At 70.7% G+C, this 14,461-nt stretch carries 19 protein-coding genes; 12 read left to right on the top strand and 7 right to left on the bottom strand.

The annotated features are described in order from the left end of the window. Positions 1 to 25 precede the first annotated feature (25 nt). The 6 genes from IF88_RS0137495 to IF88_RS0137520 all read left to right on the top strand — a co-directional run bounded on the left by IF88_RS0137495 (position 26) and on the right by IF88_RS0137520 (position 3,644). The gene (locus IF88_RS0137495; protein WP_030723405.1) at positions 26 to 280 is read left to right on the top strand and encodes an acyl carrier protein; all 255 of its coding nucleotides are present in this window, start codon (positions 26 to 28) and stop codon (positions 278 to 280) included. A 1-nt stretch (position 281) separates the two neighbouring features. Then, positions 282 to 761 carry an SRPBCC family protein gene (locus IF88_RS0137500; protein WP_030723407.1) on the top strand — a complete coding sequence of 160 codons (480 nt, stop codon included), beginning with the start codon at positions 282 to 284 and terminating at the stop codon, positions 759 to 761. 20 nt (positions 762 to 781) lie between these two features. Then, positions 782 to 1,123, top strand: a complete 342-nt coding sequence (locus tag IF88_RS0137505; protein WP_030723410.1) for a TcmI family type II polyketide cyclase — start codon at positions 782 to 784, stop codon at positions 1,121 to 1,123. A 184-nt stretch (positions 1,124 to 1,307) separates the two neighbouring features. Further along, the gene (locus IF88_RS0137510; RefSeq protein WP_030723412.1) at positions 1,308 to 1,940 is read left to right on the top strand and encodes an NAD(P)H-dependent oxidoreductase; all 633 of its coding nucleotides are present in this window, start codon (positions 1,308 to 1,310) and stop codon (positions 1,938 to 1,940) included. A 64-nt stretch (positions 1,941 to 2,004) separates the two neighbouring features. After that, the gene (locus IF88_RS0137515; RefSeq protein WP_030723415.1) at positions 2,005 to 2,922 is read left to right on the top strand and encodes a MurR/RpiR family transcriptional regulator; all 918 of its coding nucleotides are present in this window, start codon (positions 2,005 to 2,007) and stop codon (positions 2,920 to 2,922) included. Positions 2,923 to 3,257: 335 nt separating this feature from the next. Next, positions 3,258 to 3,644, top strand: coding sequence for a hypothetical protein (locus IF88_RS0137520; RefSeq protein ID WP_030723417.1), 387 nt, complete (start codon positions 3,258 to 3,260; stop codon positions 3,642 to 3,644). 15 nt (positions 3,645 to 3,659) lie between these two features. Here the strand turns inward: IF88_RS0137520 and IF88_RS0137525 are convergent, their stop codons facing one another. Continuing rightward, complete coding sequence (locus tag IF88_RS0137525; RefSeq protein ID WP_030723419.1) at positions 3,660 to 4,034, bottom strand: hypothetical protein; 375 nt, start codon at positions 4,032 to 4,034, stop codon at positions 3,660 to 3,662. 67 nt (positions 4,035 to 4,101) lie between these two features. Then, positions 4,102 to 4,944 carry a S1 family peptidase gene (locus tag IF88_RS0137530; protein ID WP_030723421.1) on the bottom strand — a complete coding sequence of 281 codons (843 nt, stop codon included), beginning with the start codon at positions 4,942 to 4,944 and terminating at the stop codon, positions 4,102 to 4,104. Between the two features lie 231 nt (positions 4,945 to 5,175). Between IF88_RS0137530 and IF88_RS0137535 the strand changes: the two genes are divergently transcribed. Together IF88_RS0137535 and IF88_RS0137540 are read left to right on the top strand one after the other, a co-directional pair. Continuing rightward, positions 5,176 to 5,679 carry a hypothetical protein gene (locus IF88_RS0137535; RefSeq protein ID WP_030723423.1) on the top strand — a complete coding sequence of 168 codons (504 nt, stop codon included), beginning with the start codon at positions 5,176 to 5,178 and terminating at the stop codon, positions 5,677 to 5,679. 44 nt (positions 5,680 to 5,723) lie between these two features. Next, a complete protein-coding gene (locus tag IF88_RS0137540; RefSeq protein WP_030723427.1) occupies positions 5,724 to 5,972 on the top strand; it encodes a hypothetical protein in 249 nt (82 codons plus the stop codon). A gap of 246 nt (positions 5,973 to 6,218) precedes the next feature. Here IF88_RS0137540 and IF88_RS0137545 read toward each other — a convergent pair whose 3' ends face one another. Beyond that, positions 6,219 to 7,025: an aldo/keto reductase gene (locus IF88_RS0137545; protein ID WP_078893391.1), complete on the bottom strand. Its 807-nt coding sequence runs from the start codon at positions 7,023 to 7,025 to the stop codon at positions 6,219 to 6,221. A gap of 76 nt (positions 7,026 to 7,101) precedes the next feature. Between IF88_RS0137545 and IF88_RS0137550 the strand changes: the two genes are divergently transcribed. Together IF88_RS0137550 and IF88_RS0137555 are read left to right on the top strand one after the other, a co-directional pair. Next, positions 7,102 to 8,130, top strand: coding sequence for an ArsR/SmtB family transcription factor (locus tag IF88_RS0137550; RefSeq protein WP_234323846.1), 1,029 nt, complete (start codon positions 7,102 to 7,104; stop codon positions 8,128 to 8,130). An 82-nt stretch (positions 8,131 to 8,212) separates the two neighbouring features. Further along, a complete protein-coding gene (locus IF88_RS0137555) occupies positions 8,213 to 8,908 on the top strand; it encodes a scabin-related ADP-ribosyltransferase (RefSeq protein ID WP_030723432.1) in 696 nt (231 codons plus the stop codon). A 140-nt stretch (positions 8,909 to 9,048) separates the two neighbouring features. On the opposite strand, the gene IF88_RS0137560 is transcribed toward IF88_RS0137555, so the two are convergent. The 3 genes from IF88_RS0137560 to IF88_RS0137570 form a co-directional block, all read right to left on the bottom strand. Further along, complete coding sequence (locus tag IF88_RS0137560) at positions 9,049 to 9,339, bottom strand: SHOCT domain-containing protein (RefSeq protein WP_030723433.1); 291 nt, start codon at positions 9,337 to 9,339, stop codon at positions 9,049 to 9,051. Positions 9,340 to 9,480: 141 nt separating this feature from the next. Continuing rightward, complete coding sequence (locus tag IF88_RS0137565) at positions 9,481 to 10,146, bottom strand: response regulator (RefSeq protein WP_030723435.1); 666 nt, start codon at positions 10,144 to 10,146, stop codon at positions 9,481 to 9,483. Continuing rightward, entirely contained in the window at positions 10,143 to 11,348 is a 1,206-nt protein-coding gene (locus tag IF88_RS0137570) for a sensor histidine kinase (protein ID WP_030723437.1), read from the bottom strand. Before IF88_RS0137570 ends, IF88_RS0137565 begins: the two co-directional genes overlap by 4 nt. Before the next feature lie 184 nt (positions 11,349 to 11,532). On the opposite strand from IF88_RS0137570, the gene IF88_RS0137575 reads away from it, so the two are divergent. Beyond that, positions 11,533 to 12,060 carry a hypothetical protein gene (locus tag IF88_RS0137575; RefSeq protein WP_324617233.1) on the top strand — a complete coding sequence of 176 codons (528 nt, stop codon included), beginning with the start codon at positions 11,533 to 11,535 and terminating at the stop codon, positions 12,058 to 12,060. Between the two features lie 5 nt (positions 12,061 to 12,065). Here the strand turns inward: IF88_RS0137575 and IF88_RS0137580 are convergent, their stop codons facing one another. Beyond that, the gene (locus IF88_RS0137580) at positions 12,066 to 12,968 is read right to left on the bottom strand and encodes a helix-hairpin-helix domain-containing protein (RefSeq protein ID WP_234323847.1); all 903 of its coding nucleotides are present in this window, start codon (positions 12,966 to 12,968) and stop codon (positions 12,066 to 12,068) included. Between the two features lie 416 nt (positions 12,969 to 13,384). On the opposite strand from IF88_RS0137580, the gene IF88_RS0137590 reads away from it, so the two are divergent. Beyond that, the gene (locus IF88_RS0137590; RefSeq protein ID WP_158754843.1) at positions 13,385 to 14,275 is read left to right on the top strand and encodes a hypothetical protein; all 891 of its coding nucleotides are present in this window, start codon (positions 13,385 to 13,387) and stop codon (positions 14,273 to 14,275) included. Positions 14,276 to 14,461 lie beyond the last annotated feature (186 nt).

Raw genomic sequence — 14,461 nt, forward strand, 5'->3', positions numbered from 1 at the left:
CGCCTCGTAGGAAGAGAGAACCCAGATGTCCGACCGACTGACCCTGGAGGAGCTGGCGGTGCTGATGAAGACCGCCGGAATCACCGTCGATCCCGCCGAGATGGCACGCCGTCCGGACGCCGCCTTCGACGAGTACGGCCTCGATTCGCTGGGCCTGCTCGGCATCGTCGGCGAACTGGAGAACCGGCGCGGGCGGGCCCTGCCCACCGACGCCGACCGCTGCAAGACCCCCGGGGAATTCCTCGACCTCGTCAACAACAGCCTGATGACCGGAGCCTGACATGCCTGGACACACCGAGAACGAGATCACCGTCAACGCGCCCGTGGACGTCGTGTGGGAGATGACCAACGACCTCCCGAACTGGCCTCAGCTGTTCAGCGAGTACGCCTCGCTGGAGATCCTCGACCAGCAGGGCGACACCACGCGGTTCCGCCTGACCATGCACCCCGACGAGAACGGCAAGGTCTGGAGCTGGGTCTCGGAGCGGACCGTCGACCGCAAGACCCTCACGGTCCGGGCCCGGCGCGTGGAAACGGGTCCCTTCGCGCACATGGACATCCACTGGCAGTACTTCAAGGTGCCCGGCGGCACCCGGATGAAGTGGACCCAGGACTTCGCGATGAAGCCGGACGCACCCGTCGACGACGCGTGGATGACCGACAACATCAACCGCAACTCCCCGATCCAGATGGCCCTCATCCGGGACAAGATCGAGCAGCGCGAGCGCGAGAACCGCACTCCCGCCGTCAGCCGTCTCTGAAACGAAAGGCAGGCACCCGGATGAACCAGCCGCACCGCGCCCTCATCGTCGCCCGCATGGCACCGGGGTCGGCGCCCGACATCGCCGAGCTCTTCGCGGGCTCCGACGCGGGCGAACTGCCGCACCTCGTAGGGGTCACGCGCCGCAGCCTCTTCCAGTTCGGCGACGTCTACCTGCACCTGATCGAGTCGGACCGGCCGCCCGGCCCGGCCATCGCGAAGGTCACCGACCACCCCGAGTTCCGGGACCTCAGCGACCGGCTCACGGCCTACATCAGCCCGCACAACCCGGATACCTGGCGCAGTCCGAAGGACGCGATGGCCCACGAGTTCTACCGCTGGGAGAACCCCGGCGCGAAGTGACCCGGCGGCCCGGACGGGACCCGCACACCGGTGTGTGCGGGTCCCGCCGCGCGTGGCCGGTCCACGAGTCCGTTCCGGCGTCCGGAGCGGCCGACAACAGGGAGAGGGCATGAACCCGACAGACACCGACCACTTCCCGGCGGACCCGGCCCGCCCGCACGAGGACGCGTTCTCCCGTTCCTCACTGCGCGTGCTCGTGCTGTCCGGCTCCTCTCGCACCGGCTCGGTCAACACCCGGCTCGCGTCCCTGGCCGCCGCGCTGGTGACCCGGGCCGGCGCCGTCGCGGACGCCGCCACGCTCGCCGACTTCCCCATGCCGCTGTACGACGGCGACGCGGAGGCCGACGAGGGCGTGCCGCCGGGTGCCCTGGCCCTGTGCGAGCGGCTCGAGGCCGCGCAGGCGCTGGTGATCGCCTCGCCCGAGTACAACGCCTCCCTCCCGGGCGTGCTGAAGAACGCCGTCGACTGGGTCTCGCGCCGCCGCCCGCAGCCCTTCAAGGACAAGCAGACCCTGCTCGTCTCGGCCTCCCCCTCGATGGTCGGCGGCAACCGCGGTCTGTGGGCCCTGCGGGTCCCGCTGGAGCACCTCGGAGCCCGTGTCTACCCCGACATGTTCAGCCTGGCCAACGCCCACCACGCGTTCTCCGAGAACGGCGCCCTCGCCGACCGGGGCCTCGCCGAGCGGCTGACCTCGACGATCGGCTCCTTCCTGGCCCTCACCGAGGCCGACACCCGCTACGTGCACCTGCGGCACTGCTGGTACGAGTTCCTCGGCGACCGCACCGACGCCCCCGTCACCGCCCGGGCCGAGGACTGATCATCTACGACCACGGGGCGTGAGCTATGTTGGAACGCGAGTGACGTGAGAAGGAGGCCCTCCGGTGTCATCGGGGCAGCAGGCACGCGCGCAGGCGGCCGCGATCAAGCCGAGCGGCCAGTCGTCGGAAGAGGTCCGCCCCCCGGCCGACCGGCTCCTCGCCCTGTTCGACGGCCGACGCCTCTCGCCGGGCCAGCGCCGCATCGCCCAGTACCTGATCGACCACCTCACCGAGGCCGCCTTCCTGTCGATCACCGAGCTCGCCGAGCGGGTGGGCGTGAGCCAGCCCTCCGTGACCCGCTTCGCCTCCTCCCTCGGCTTCAGCGGCTACCCCGCCCTGCGCGACGTGCTCCAGCCGATCGCGCTGAGCGCGGTCGCCGGCGCCACGGACACCCGCGAGCAGATCCGCCGCAACGAACTCCAGGCGGCCGTGGACGCCGAGATCGAGAACCTGGAGAACGTGCGCCGGCTGCTCGCCGACACCAACCAGGTGCTGGACATCGGCCGCGAGCTGGCCGCCTCGGTGCCGCTGACCGTCCTCGGGCTGCGCATCTCGGTCTCCCTGGCGGAGTACTTCGCGTACGCGGCCCGGCGCATCCACCCCGATGTCCGGCTGGTGACCCGCGGCGGCAGCGTCGCCTTCGACGCGCTGCTCCAGTCCAGGGCGGCCGGCGGCACCTGGGTGCTCGCCTTCGCCATGCCGCGGCACGCCAAGGAGACCCTGGCCGCCATCCGGGCCGCCCGCAGTACGGGGCTGCGCGTGGTCCTGATCACGGACCCCACCCTGGGGCCGCTGGTGGACGAGGCGGACGTGGCCCTGACGGCGGGGACGGGCTCCCGCCTGGTCTTCGACTCGTACGCGGCGCCCGGCATGCTCTCCGCGGCCCTGCTGCAGTCGATGGCCGACGCGGATCCCGAGCGGACGCAGGCGCGCCTGGAGGACTACGAGCAGGTCGCCCATCACCACGGTTTCTTCCTCTAGGGCGGTTCGTACCGATTGGGGTGCCCGCTCGCCCACTCCACCAGGGGATATTCAGCCTTCGACGTGCATGAAATTTTTCATACTCTTGCTTACTCGACGGTATATATGTTTACTGGCGACGGCGCTCCGGATCCACCAGATGCCAAGGAGGACGACCCCACGTCCTCTCGAACGCACGCACGGCACGACGAACCTCCTCACGTCGAGGCCGCGCGGTCGAGTCCAGGCTTTCGGATCCCGCAGAGCGCCCATGGCGGCCTCGGTCAACCCCTGGGCCGAGGCCGCCCCCCAGAACGTCTCGATCAGAGCTTCGACACCATTCGGAAGTGACGAGAATGCCCCAGACGGCCACGTTTACGCTCAGCCCGGACTGGCCCTTGCAGGTCAAGGCGCCCGGAACGCACGACTGGGAGCGCACGGCCACGCGCTGGCTGCGGGACCTGCTTCCGGCCCGCTACGGCGGCTACCTCACGCTCACCCGCCACCACGCGCTCCTGGCCCGCCACGTCCAGCTCCAGCTGCAGCACGAGATGCGCGCCGTACGGGCGGCCCTGCAGACGAGCCGGGCCGAGCTGCCCACGATGGGGATAGCCGAGACGGTGATCGAGAACTCGATCAGGATGTACGCCCTGGAGCTCGAGCAGCTGAGCCGGCTCGCCCGCGGTGCGCGGCTGGTCTCCGACGCGCTCCTCGTGGGCACGCCCGCCCAGCGCAGGCGCTGACGCCCCCCCCGGGGGTCAGGCGGGCTGCCAGGAGCGCAGCCGCGCCGCCACGTCGTAGACGCTCACGCGGAGCATGCGGATGTCGGTGATCAGGTCGCGCCACTGCTCGTAGGAGGCCTCCACGGCTTCGCCGGAGGCCTCGATGTACGCGACGGCGACCCCGTAGGCGAAGTACTCGTTGGAGTCGGGCAGCGGCCGGAGCAGGACGATCGCGTCGAGCAGGGCGGCCGCGCGCCAGTAGGCGTCGGGGTCGTCCACTTCCAGGCTGGGCGTGTTCACCCGGTGCCGGGCGACGGCGGCGACCAGGGCGGAGTGGTCGGCCACCTCCACGTCCTTGAACAGCGCCTCCTGCCGCTCCAACAGCCAGCGGTGATCGATGTGCAGTTCCACGCGTCCGAGTATCCCCGCCCGGAGCCCGGCCGTGGGGCTTTTCGGGACGGGCGGGGACGTACTGCGGTTACGGCTTCGGCAGCAGGCAGCCGGGGCGGCTCAGGTCGATCGTGTTGCCGGGGGCGATGCAGGGGACGATGATGTACGTCTCCTGGGCGTAGTTGATGCCCTGGCGGACCGTCACGTTGCCGTTCTGGTCGACTTCGCACGGGTTGTTCACGGTGCAGCGCCCGCCGTCCTCATTGCCCGTGTTGTTGACGGCGACGACCTTGCCGGTCGTCGTGTCGATCACCGGCGAGCCGGAGGTGCCGCCGATGGTGTTGCACGACGAGGTGTAGCGAACCGAGTCCTTCCAGGTCCAGTCGCCCTCCTTGAGGCGGTAGGCGAAGCCGTCCACGTTGCAGCTGTAGATCCGCTTCCAGTAGCCGGAGACCACCTTGATCGCCGAACCCTGTACCGGGCGCACGTCGTTCAGGGTCAGCGCGGTGATGCCGTACTGGCTCTGGATCTGGGCGTAGGTCTTGGTGAGCTGGTAGATCGAGACGTCCGTGTCCGTCATCGTCCCGTACGCGATCTTGCTGGCCCGCAGGGTCGCCACCTTCGAGCCCGACGCGTTGAGCAGGGAGAAGGAGCGCGAGGACGGCCGGTCCTTGACGACCTCGCCGGCGGCCGGGAACCCGGTCTCCAGGCAGTGCCCGTTGGACAGGACGAGCGCGGGGTCGTTCGGCTGGGAGGCGGGCGCGCGGACGACGGAGCCGGAACAGTTGCTGAGTGCCACGGTGCCGGCGTAGTTGACGGCTACGGCGGTCGCCGCGGGCGCGGCCTGGGTGTTCGGCGCGGCGACGGCCGGGGCGACCGCTGCTCCCATCAGGAGCAGCGAGAGTAAGGCACCGGCGAGAGGCTTCTTCATGTGGGGGTTCCCCTCTGATGACAATGCGACCGAAGATCCTTCGGTTGTCATGTGCATTGTTGAGACACTTGCCTCAAGTCACAAGAGGGCATGGTGAGTTGGAGCCACTGCCGGGGGAGGGCTCCCGGGCGGCCCCGGAGGCTTCCGGATCTGACCTCCGCACGGGTGTTCCGCAGCGGACGCTTTGCCTCCTACGGTCTGTGCACCATGGGTTCCGGATCGGGAGGCAGCGTGAAGCGCGAGATCGACATCGACCAGCTGGTGACGGCGATGAAGGCGGTCGACGGGGCGGGGCGGCTCTTCGAGGAGGCGCACGCCGTGTACGAGGCGCGCGGCCTCAAGCGGAACAGCGACGACTTCAAGGTCGCGGGCGGCTCCGTCCAGACACTGCAGGGCGCCGAGGAGATGGCCCTCGGGACCCGGAGGTTCCTCACCGAGCTGGCGCTGGTCGTCGGCTACGCGACCGCCGGCTTCGAGGAACGCGTGGGCGGGAGATCGGCGACGGCCCGCACCGGTTTCTCCGGCATCTCCGGCGGCGCCCGGATGGCCCGCCCACTGCTCGACCCGACCGTGCGGGGACTGCGGCTGCTGCTGGACCTCGACTTCTTCGAGCCCGTCTTCAAGGCCGAGATAGAAGAGGTCCTCCTGGCCGAAAAGGCGACCTACCCCGATCCCTCGATGTTCCGCATCCCCGCGGCGGCGGACGGCGCCGCCCCGGTCGGCCGTACGTCCTGAGCCCCCGGGGTGCCGGGCCGCCGCCTGGGGGCGAGGCTGGGGGTATGCGTCATGCGCCCGTCGTCGTACACCGGATCTTCCCGTCGGGAGGCCGGCAGGTGACCCTGCGGACCGCGAGCGGAGAGCAGTCCCTCGGGCTGGCCCACTCGGACGAGGACGTCATCGAGTTCCTGAGGCGGGCCGGCATGCCGGACCCCGACGAGGTGGTCCTCGGTGGCACCGAACTGGTGGAGTGGGACGCGGACACCCCCCACGTGTACGAGGCCGACCCCCCGACGGAGGATCTCCCCTGACGTAGTCCCGCCTGGGGCTGCCGCCGTCTCCCGGCCCGGCCCCGCCGCCGCGCCTCCATGGCAGGCGAGGCCGGCGTGGTGCGACGACCCCGGACGGCGCGGCCCAAACCCCGGGGCTCCGCCCCGCACCCCGCTCCTCAATCGCCGGAGGGGCTGAATGTGTGCGGCGGTGCGGCAGGGGCTGGAGTGCTGTGGGCAGCTGGACGTGCGGCTCAAAGCCCGGGGCTCCGCCCCGCACCCCGCGCCTCAAACGCCGGCGAGGCTGAATTTGCGCGGCGAAGCCGAACCGGCCGGTTGGGCCGGGGGTGGGTGTGTGTCGGGGTGATCCCCGCAGGGCGTCGAACGCAAGGTGCCTCGGCCCTCCGACCCCCCGACACGTTCGGCGCCGCCGGCGATGGAGTAGAAGGGGACGAAGGCGACTCCCAGTTCGCCGCAGGTGCGCAGGAACGCGTCGTGCTCGGGCCGCACCCCGATGCCGTACATGTTCTGCACGCAGACGACCGGCGCGATGGCCCGTGCCTCCTCCAGGTGTTCGGGGGTGACGTTGGAGATGCCCAGGTGGCGGATGAGCCCCGCCTCCCGCAGCTCGGCGAGTGCTCCGAAGCGCTCGGCGATGGAATCGCTTCCGACGACGCGCAGGTTCACCACGTCGAGGTGGTCGCGGCCCAGCTGGCGCAGGTTCTCCTCGACCTGGCCGCGCAGCTGCCGGGCGGTGGCATGGGGGATCCACGCCCCGGACGGGTCCCGGCCGGGCCCGACCTTGGTGGTGATGACGAGGTCCTCCGGGTAGGGGGCCAGCGCCCGGTTGATCAGTTCGTTGGCGGAGCGCAACGGCGAGAAGTAGAACGCGGCGGTGTCGATGTGGTTCACCCCGAGCTCGACGGCCCGGCGCAGCACGCCGATCGCCCGGGCCCGGTCGCTGGGCACGGCATCGTCCGCGAAGGCCTCGCCGCTCTGCGTCAGCCGCATCGCGCCGAAACCGATCCGGTTGATCTCCAGGTCGCCGAGTGTCCAGGTACCGGCGCCCGCCGCGGTCATGGTCTGTGAGGTCATGCCCCGGATGCTCTCCGCTGTGTATCCTGCCGGGCCATTGATTAAGGCATGTGTGAATCCTCGGGGGAGGCCGGCCGTGCGGGCGGAGCTGACGTTCTCGGTGGGCGATCTGGCGCAGATGCGGTTCGCCGTCTCACCGATGTGGGAGGTCGGCCCCAGCTTCCGGTTGCTGCGCTCCGGCGCCGCGTCCCCCGTGCACGGGCCGTGGGCCGCGCAGGTGAGGCCACGACTGGCGGCGGCCGGCCTCGACCGGGGCTGGCTGGCCGAACTGATCCCGTCCTCGGGATACGTTCCCGACTTCCTCAATCCGGCGCCGAGCGGGCCGGCCCCCGCCCTGACGGAGGAACTGGCCGGGATCCGGGCCTCTCCCGCCGCCCGGGTCCGCCAGGACCTCGACCGCCTGCGGCACGAACAAGGGGGCCTCGGCCCCCGGAGCCGGAGCCTCTACGCCGAACCGCGGGCCCGTCTGGAGCGGGTCACGGAGGAGATCGAGACCTACTGGGAGCTGGCGCTGGCGCCCTACTGGGCGCGGATCCGCGCCGTACTCGACGCCGACGTGTTCCACCGGGCCCGGCAGGTCGCCGAGCACGGCGCGGGCCGGCTCTTCAACGATCTGCACCCGTCGGTGAGCTGGGACGACAACGCGCTCCGGCTGGCGCGCCGGCACCGGCCCCTGTCCCGCAGGACGGCGGGCGCGGGGCTGCTGCTGATCCCCTCGGTCTTCACCGGGCCGGTCCCGTTCACCCGTGTCACGCCTCCGGAACCGCCGCAGCTCGCCTATCCGGCGCGTGGCACGGGTGCGCTGTGGGAATCCCGGCCCGTCCCCCGGAGCGAGGCCCTGGCCGCCGTGCTCGGCCGTTCCCGGACCCTGCTGCTGACCGAACTGGACTCCCCGGCCTCCACCACCGAACTGGCCCGGCGCACCGGCCTCTCGGCCGCCGGGGTGTCCCAGAACCTGACCGCCCTGCGCGCCGCGGGACTGGTCAGCGCCCACCGGGCGGGCCGCTCGGTGCTGTACGCCCGCACCGCGGTCGCCGACTCCTTCCTCGCCGCATCCTCCGAGGAGGGGCCTCCGCAGGTGCGCCCGCCCCACTCGTCCGGGTGATCACCTTTCGCCATCCTCGATCCGTGCGGGGACATGTCGCTATAAAGGGGCCGTCATGTTGATCAACTGATGGGCACTCACCATGCTGAAGGCCGCCCTGCGGGTCCTCGCCGCCGCTTCGCTCGCCTCCGCCGCCGCCATCTCCCCGGCCGCCGCCGCACCTTCCCTTCCCGCGCCCGCCCCGGACACCGGCCCCTGCGGGCCCGTTTCCGAGTTCGACTCGTGGGACTGGTTCAGCACCACCACCAACCCCTTCATCGCCTACGCCGTCGAGGCAGCGGCGAAGGCCGAGAACTGGCACTGGCGCGTCGACGACAACACCCTGTGGCGCGGTGACACCCGCGAGAACGTCGAGGAGCTCTTCCAGGCGGGCTTCACCCCGCGCGGCGACCAACTGACCCCGCTGGCCGAGTACATCGTCAAGGGCGGCGGCCAGACCAGCGCCCACCTCAGCACCAGCTGCGAGAAGTGGGTGGCCGAGAAGTTCGCCACCTACGGCGCGGCCAAGACGGGATGGGTCTACGAGATCGAGGCCCCGGGCGGCATCGACGTGAACTCCACCGCCTGGGCCAACAACTACGAGTCGCCCTACCTGTGGAACAAGGAGATCGACTTCCCCGGCGGGGTCGAGGGGCGGTTCATCAAGCAGGCCTGCAAGATCCGCCTGGTCGGCACCGACCCGGTGACGAAGGTCAACACCTACGAGAACCTGGGCTGCAAGGACAACCGGGGCTTCGCACCCTTCCGTACGGTCGAAGAGCCGGCGCTCAGCCGCTGACCTCCCGTCTGACCTCCGGCGTCTGACCTCCGGCGTCTGACGTCTGACGTCTGACGTCGAGGGTCTGGGAGTTCGTGGCAGTGGTGGGACCACCTCGGGTGATCCCACCACTGACGACCGACCACCGACCGCGCTGGCGGTCAGACCGGGCCGTCCTTGAGGGAGCGGCCGAACTGCTCGTCCAGGACGGACAGCCGCCGCCAGTACTCGTCCTCGTCGATCTCGCCCGACGCGAAGCGCCGCCCCAGGATCGCGATCGGCGAGTGCTCGCCGTACGCCGCCGCCCGGTTCTGCCACGGCGCACGGCGGCCGCGCCACACGGTGCGCCGCAGGACGGTGACGACGCCGATGACGACCGCCGCCCAGATCAGCGGGAAGAACAGGACCCAGGGGCCCGGCCCGTCGTACGCGAGGGTGGTGAAGGTGTTCATCTCGGTTCAGCTCCTCGGAAATCGTGGACTCTTCGTCTCACTCCGAGACTGGCTCCGGGAGGGGTGTCGGGTCGTCGTACGGCCGGCTGCACCGTGGGTACTTCCGCCGGAGTACGGCCGCGGGCGCCGGGTCAGCCCGGGTCAGCCGAGCCAGCCGGGCCGGACCAGCCCGGACTCGTAGGCCAGGACGACCAGCTGCGCGCGGTCCCGGGCACCGAGCTTGACCATGGTCCGGCTGACGTGCGTCTTCGCGGTGAGCGGGCTGACGACCAGTCGGCGGGCGATCTCCTCATTGGACAGGCCCATGCCGACCAGCGCCATCACCTCCCGCTCCCGCTCGGTGAGCCGGCCCAGGTCCGCCGCCGCGGCGGGCTGTTTCGAACGCGCCGCGAACTCCGCGATCAGGCGGCGCGTGACCCCGGGAGACAGCAGGGCGTCGCCCCCGACCACCGCCCGCACCGCGCGCAGCAGTTCCTCCGGCTCGGTGTCCTTGACCAGGAAGCCGGAGGCACCGGACCGGATCGCCTCGAAGACGTACTCGTCGAGCTCGAAGGTGGTGAGCATGACCACCCGCACGGCCGCCAGGCCCCCGTCCTCGGTGATCCTGCGGGTGGCCTCGAGCCCGTCCAGCACCGGCATCCGAATGTCCATGAGCACGACGTCGGGCCGCAGCTCCCGGACCAGCCGCACGGCCTCCTCGCCGTTCGCGGCCTCGCCCGCCACCTCGATGTCGGGCTGGGCGTCGAGCAGCGCCCGGAACCCGGCCCGGACGAGGAGCTGGTCGTCGGCCAGCAGCACCCGGATCACGGATCCCCCTCGGCGGTCGCGGCCGTCAGCGGAAGCCGCGCGACCACCCGGAAGCCACCGTCCGGACGCGGTCCGGCCTCGATGCCGCCGCCCAGGGCCGAGGCCCGCTCCCGCATCCCGACCAGACCGTTGCCGCTGCCGCCGGAGGTTCCGCCCGTCGCCGGGCCGTCGTCGTCCACCTGGAGCTCCAGGGCGCGCGGGAGCCAGACCAGGCGGATGCGGGCCGTGCGCGCACCGGAGTGCCGTACGACATTGGTCAGCGCCTCCTGCAGGATCCGGAAGGCGGCCAGGTCCACTCCGGGCGCCAGCGCCCGGGCCTCTCCCTCCGCCGTGACCTCCACGGTGAGCCCGGCGGCCGCCGCCTGCTCGACGAGCTCGTCGAGCCGGGCGAGGCCCGGAGCCGGGGTGCGCGGCGCCTCGCCGGGGGCGCGCAGGGTGTCGAGGACCTGCCGGACCTCGCCCAGGGCCTCCTTGCTCGCCGCCTTGATGGTGGTCAGCGCCGTACGGGCCTGCTCGGGGTCGGAGTCGAGCAGGGCCAGCCCCACCCCGGCCTGGACATTGATCACCGAGATGCTGTGGGCGAGGACGTCGTGCAGCTCGCGGGCGATCCGCAGCCGTTCCTCGTCCACCCGGCGTCTCTCCGCCGCCTTGCGCTCGGCCTGCTCACGGGCCCACTGCTCCCGGCGCATGCGGACCAGCTCGGAGACCGCGAGGATCGCGAGGACCCACGCGGTGACGGCCAGCTCCTGCGACCAAGGCGCCGGCCCGTCCCCCGCGGGCGGGAGCCACCGGTACAGCCAGTGACCGATCAGCAGGTGCCCGGCCCAGAGCAGGCCGACGGCCCCCCAGGCGGCCCGTCGGCGGCCCGCGACCACGACGGCGAAGCAGGCCACCGCCAGGCTGAGGAAGACGGGGCCGTAGGGGTACCCGGCGCCGATGTAGACCAGGGTCACCGCGCTGACCGCGTACACCACGGCCACCGGATGGCGGTGCCGCGCCACGAGGAGGGCGGGCCCGAGCACCAGCAGGAGCCGCGCGAAGCCGTCCAGGGCCACCCGCCCGCTCTGCGCGTGCGCGGCCCATCCGGCGCCGACCTGCGCGAAGACGGCGACGAGCAGCGCGGAGCGCCAGGCCGGGCCCCGCCCGGTCCGCTCCACCCATCTGCGCCACGGGGGACCCGGGCGCTCGCGCAGCTCGTCCATACGGCCACGCTAGACGGCGCCCGCTCTCACCCGCGTCACCCCGGCGTAGCGTTTCCGGCGTACTCCCCGGGTAGTACGCGTACCAGGCCCTGTAGGTAGTACGCGCACCGCGCCCCTGCCCCCTGCCCCCTTCCGCCTCCCGGCCCTGCGGATGCGAGGCTCGCCCGGATGGGGGAAGCTGGGCATGATCTCAGCGCCGAAGCTGGGACCGACGGGCGAGGAGGACGTCGTGGACGCATCAGGAGACGGCCGGCGCGTCCGAGGCCCCCGGGCCAGGATGCGGACCGCCACTCTGCTCTGCGCGGCCGCGGCGCTTGCGGCCGGCACCGTACCGGCGTCCGCCCAGCCCCGGGCCGTGCCGGCTCCCGCACCGGATCCGCTCGTGGTCGTCGACTGCTTCTCGAAGCCCCAGGTACGCCCCGAGGAGTACCTGCTGGCCTGCGGCGACGGCAACAACCGCCTCGTACGGCTCCGCTGGGACACTTGGGGCCCGCGGACCGCGACGGCGACGGGCACCGACATGGTGAACGACTGCAAGCCCTACTGCGCGGCGGGCCGTTTCCGGTCCTACCCGGTGACGGTGACCCTGAGCAGCCCCGAGCCCTGGCCGGACCGACCCGACGTTCAGCGATTCACGACGATCCGGCTCCTCTACACGGACACCGCGCCGGCCCCGGTCCCCAAGGACGTGAGCTACAAGCTCGTGTACTGACCCGGTCAGCCCAGGCAGTCCGAGACGAGCTCGGCGAAGGCCTCCGGGGTGAGGACCGTGACCCCCAGCTCCGCCGCCTTCACCGCCTTGGAGCTCGGCTTCCCGTTCGCGGACGGCGCGCAGACCAGGTAGGTGGTCTTGGAGTTGACGCTGCTGGCCGCCCGGCCGCCCGCCTTCTCGACCAGCGCGTTCACCTCCGAGCGCCCCATGTCCGCCAGCGGGCCGCTCATCTTGCCGGTGACGACGACCGTCCGGCCCGCCAGCGGGCCCTCCGCGGCAGCCTGAGGCTGCCGCGGCTCTGTCATGTTGACCCCGGCGGCGGCCAGTTTGTCGATGACCCGGGCCAGCGAGGCGACCTGCTCCACGATCACCGGGGCCTTCTCCGGCCCTATGCCCTCGACCTCCTGCATCTCGGAGGCGTCGGCCTGCCGGACGGCGTCCATCGTCCCGAAGTGCGCGGCGATGCGGCGGGACATGCTGCGCCCGGTGCCGAGCACGCCCAGGGCGCAGAAGACGCGGCTGAGCGGGCGGGACCTGGCGGCGGCGATCTGCTCGGCCAGCTTCGCCCCCCGCTTGGCACTGCCGGAGGCGGCGGTGAGCTGCTCCTCGGTGAGGGTGAACAGATCGGCGACGTCGGTGACGTCACCGGATTCGATCAGGGCGTTGACGTACGTCCTGCCCAGGCCGTCGATGTCGAGCATGTCGCGGCCGGCGGCGTACTCGATCAGGGCGGGCAGTGCGCACCCGGTGCCCTTCGCGCAGCGCCACCGCTCCTGGTCCTTGTTGATCTCCCCACCACAGTTGGGACACGCCGTGGGCAGCGGCACCTCCTGCGCCCCGGCCGGCCGGAGGCCGATGACCGCGGCCTTGACGCGGGGGATGATGTCGCCCGCCTTGTAGACCGTCACGGTGTTTATCTAGGGTTGTCAAGCTGGATTGCAGCTCAGGGCGATGGGTCCTTGACAGGGACGTGTGGCACGTTGCTCAGCCGACGGGGTGACTGCTGGACGGGCCAGCCACTTGATGAAGATCGACTGCATTGCTCCAGGACCGCCAGTGTCCGCGGCCGTTGCGATGGGGGCGGACGCGGACGTCCTGCGAGCCTACGACTTCCTCTGGAGTTGCTTCGACGAATAGTTCGACCACACGTATCACAAGCAGGTCGGAGCCTACGTCAAGCACGTCTTCCCCCGGACAGCCTCGCCATCGCCAGGTAGATCAGCAGGTCACACAGCGGCCAACCGAGCCTCAAGCGACCCGAAGATCGTTTACGGGACAGCCCTTAAGAGAGCGGGGGCACGTCGAGACGGAGTAGCTTGTTCCCGTGATCTCCCGCTACCACCTCAAGTGCCACGGATGTGGCGAGTCATTCGTCGCCCGGCTGGGTGTGGAACCGACCCGCAGAACGCGCTTCTATCTGCCGTGCCCGCATTGCGGACTGTCGATCCGAGGCTCGATGTCGGGCACTGAGCTCCAGAACCACCGTGTCGACATCGAGTGCGAGGTACTGAGCGGCTCCGCGCCAGAATCTCCTGGTAAACGCTTCGTGACTATCAATCCGTTTGTGCCGTCGCGCTACGAAGCCGACTCGTTCACCCCGAACGGGGCCTTCCCAACGCTGACGCTCGTCCAGGCCCTCGGCGACGGCGCCTTTATAGAGTTCGAGTCCGAACGGCGTGCGGCGCTCGAGGCGGGCCAAGTCATGTGGCCCAAGGTCCACATGCTGTTTCAGTACTACCTCCAGGGCAACACCGATATGTTCGCTCGCATCGCACAGCAGCAGCTTGGGCTCAAATGGCAGCCGAGCACGAGCCACGAGCGAACGACTGTCGCTTACCAGGCCATGGGAACAGCGACGACGGTGATCACGGGGACCACGGGAACCATTAGCGCGAACGTGATCGGCCGATTCTCGCGGAAGCACTCGGAAGCGATCGAGCGACACAGGGATCACCTCCTGACCTTTCGGCGTCGAGGACAGTCCTCGGCGAGTCTGGAGCGAGATGTCTTCACCGAGTTGAACCGTTTTGTAGAGCATCACGAGTCCTGGGAGATGGGGCTCCTCGGGAGGTTCTTCGGGCCGGGAGACAAGGGCGCCTTCGATGAACTAGTGCTCTACCGCGACGAGTTCTCGCTGGTAGGGACCTCTACCAGCACGGATTCGAGCTCGCCTGCAAGTGCCTGTGGCCGCTCGTCGCAGCTCAGAACTCGGTGAAGCGCGGCAACCCTGACGACTTCGGCAACGTCCACCCCGACTGCGTACCCGAGAAGCAGCGTCCCAAGAACCTCGCTAAGTTCGACAAACTACTGAGGTTTTCAGGGTGGGGTCGGTGGGTCGATGGCCAGATGTGTGGCCGTGAGGCAGCCGTCGACCAAGTGGGGTCGGAGTTGGATTCTGCGT

Origin of the sequence: Streptomyces sp. NRRL F-2580 (assembly GCF_000720115.1) — a bacterium.
In the GTDB taxonomy this organism is placed as follows: Bacteria; Actinomycetota; Actinomycetes; order Streptomycetales; family Streptomycetaceae; genus Streptomyces.

Coding starts and splice junctions, on each gene's coding strand:
- IF88_RS0137570 (WP_030723437.1), bottom strand. CDS start 11,348: ATGGACGAGCTGCGCGAGCGCCCGGGTCCCCCGTGGCGCAGATGGGTG.
- IF88_RS0137560 (WP_030723433.1), bottom strand. CDS start 9,339: ATGAACACCTTCACCACCCTCGCGTACGACGGGCCGGGCCCCTGGGTC.
- IF88_RS0137545 (WP_078893391.1), bottom strand. CDS start 7,025: ATGACCTCACAGACCATGACCGCGGCGGGCGCCGGTACCTGGACACTC.
- IF88_RS0137505 (WP_030723410.1), top strand. CDS start 782: ATGAACCAGCCGCACCGCGCCCTCATCGTCGCCCGCATGGCACCGGGG.
- IF88_RS0137555 (WP_030723432.1), top strand. CDS start 8,213: ATGCTGAAGGCCGCCCTGCGGGTCCTCGCCGCCGCTTCGCTCGCCTCC.
- IF88_RS0137495 (WP_030723405.1), top strand. CDS start 26: ATGTCCGACCGACTGACCCTGGAGGAGCTGGCGGTGCTGATGAAGACC.
- IF88_RS0137530 (WP_030723421.1), bottom strand. CDS start 4,944: ATGAAGAAGCCTCTCGCCGGTGCCTTACTCTCGCTGCTCCTGATGGGA.
- IF88_RS0137540 (WP_030723427.1), top strand. CDS start 5,724: ATGCGTCATGCGCCCGTCGTCGTACACCGGATCTTCCCGTCGGGAGGC.
- IF88_RS0137520 (WP_030723417.1), top strand. CDS start 3,258: ATGCCCCAGACGGCCACGTTTACGCTCAGCCCGGACTGGCCCTTGCAG.
- IF88_RS0137500 (WP_030723407.1), top strand. CDS start 282: ATGCCTGGACACACCGAGAACGAGATCACCGTCAACGCGCCCGTGGAC.
- IF88_RS0137575 (WP_324617233.1), top strand. CDS start 11,533: ATGATCTCAGCGCCGAAGCTGGGACCGACGGGCGAGGAGGACGTCGTG.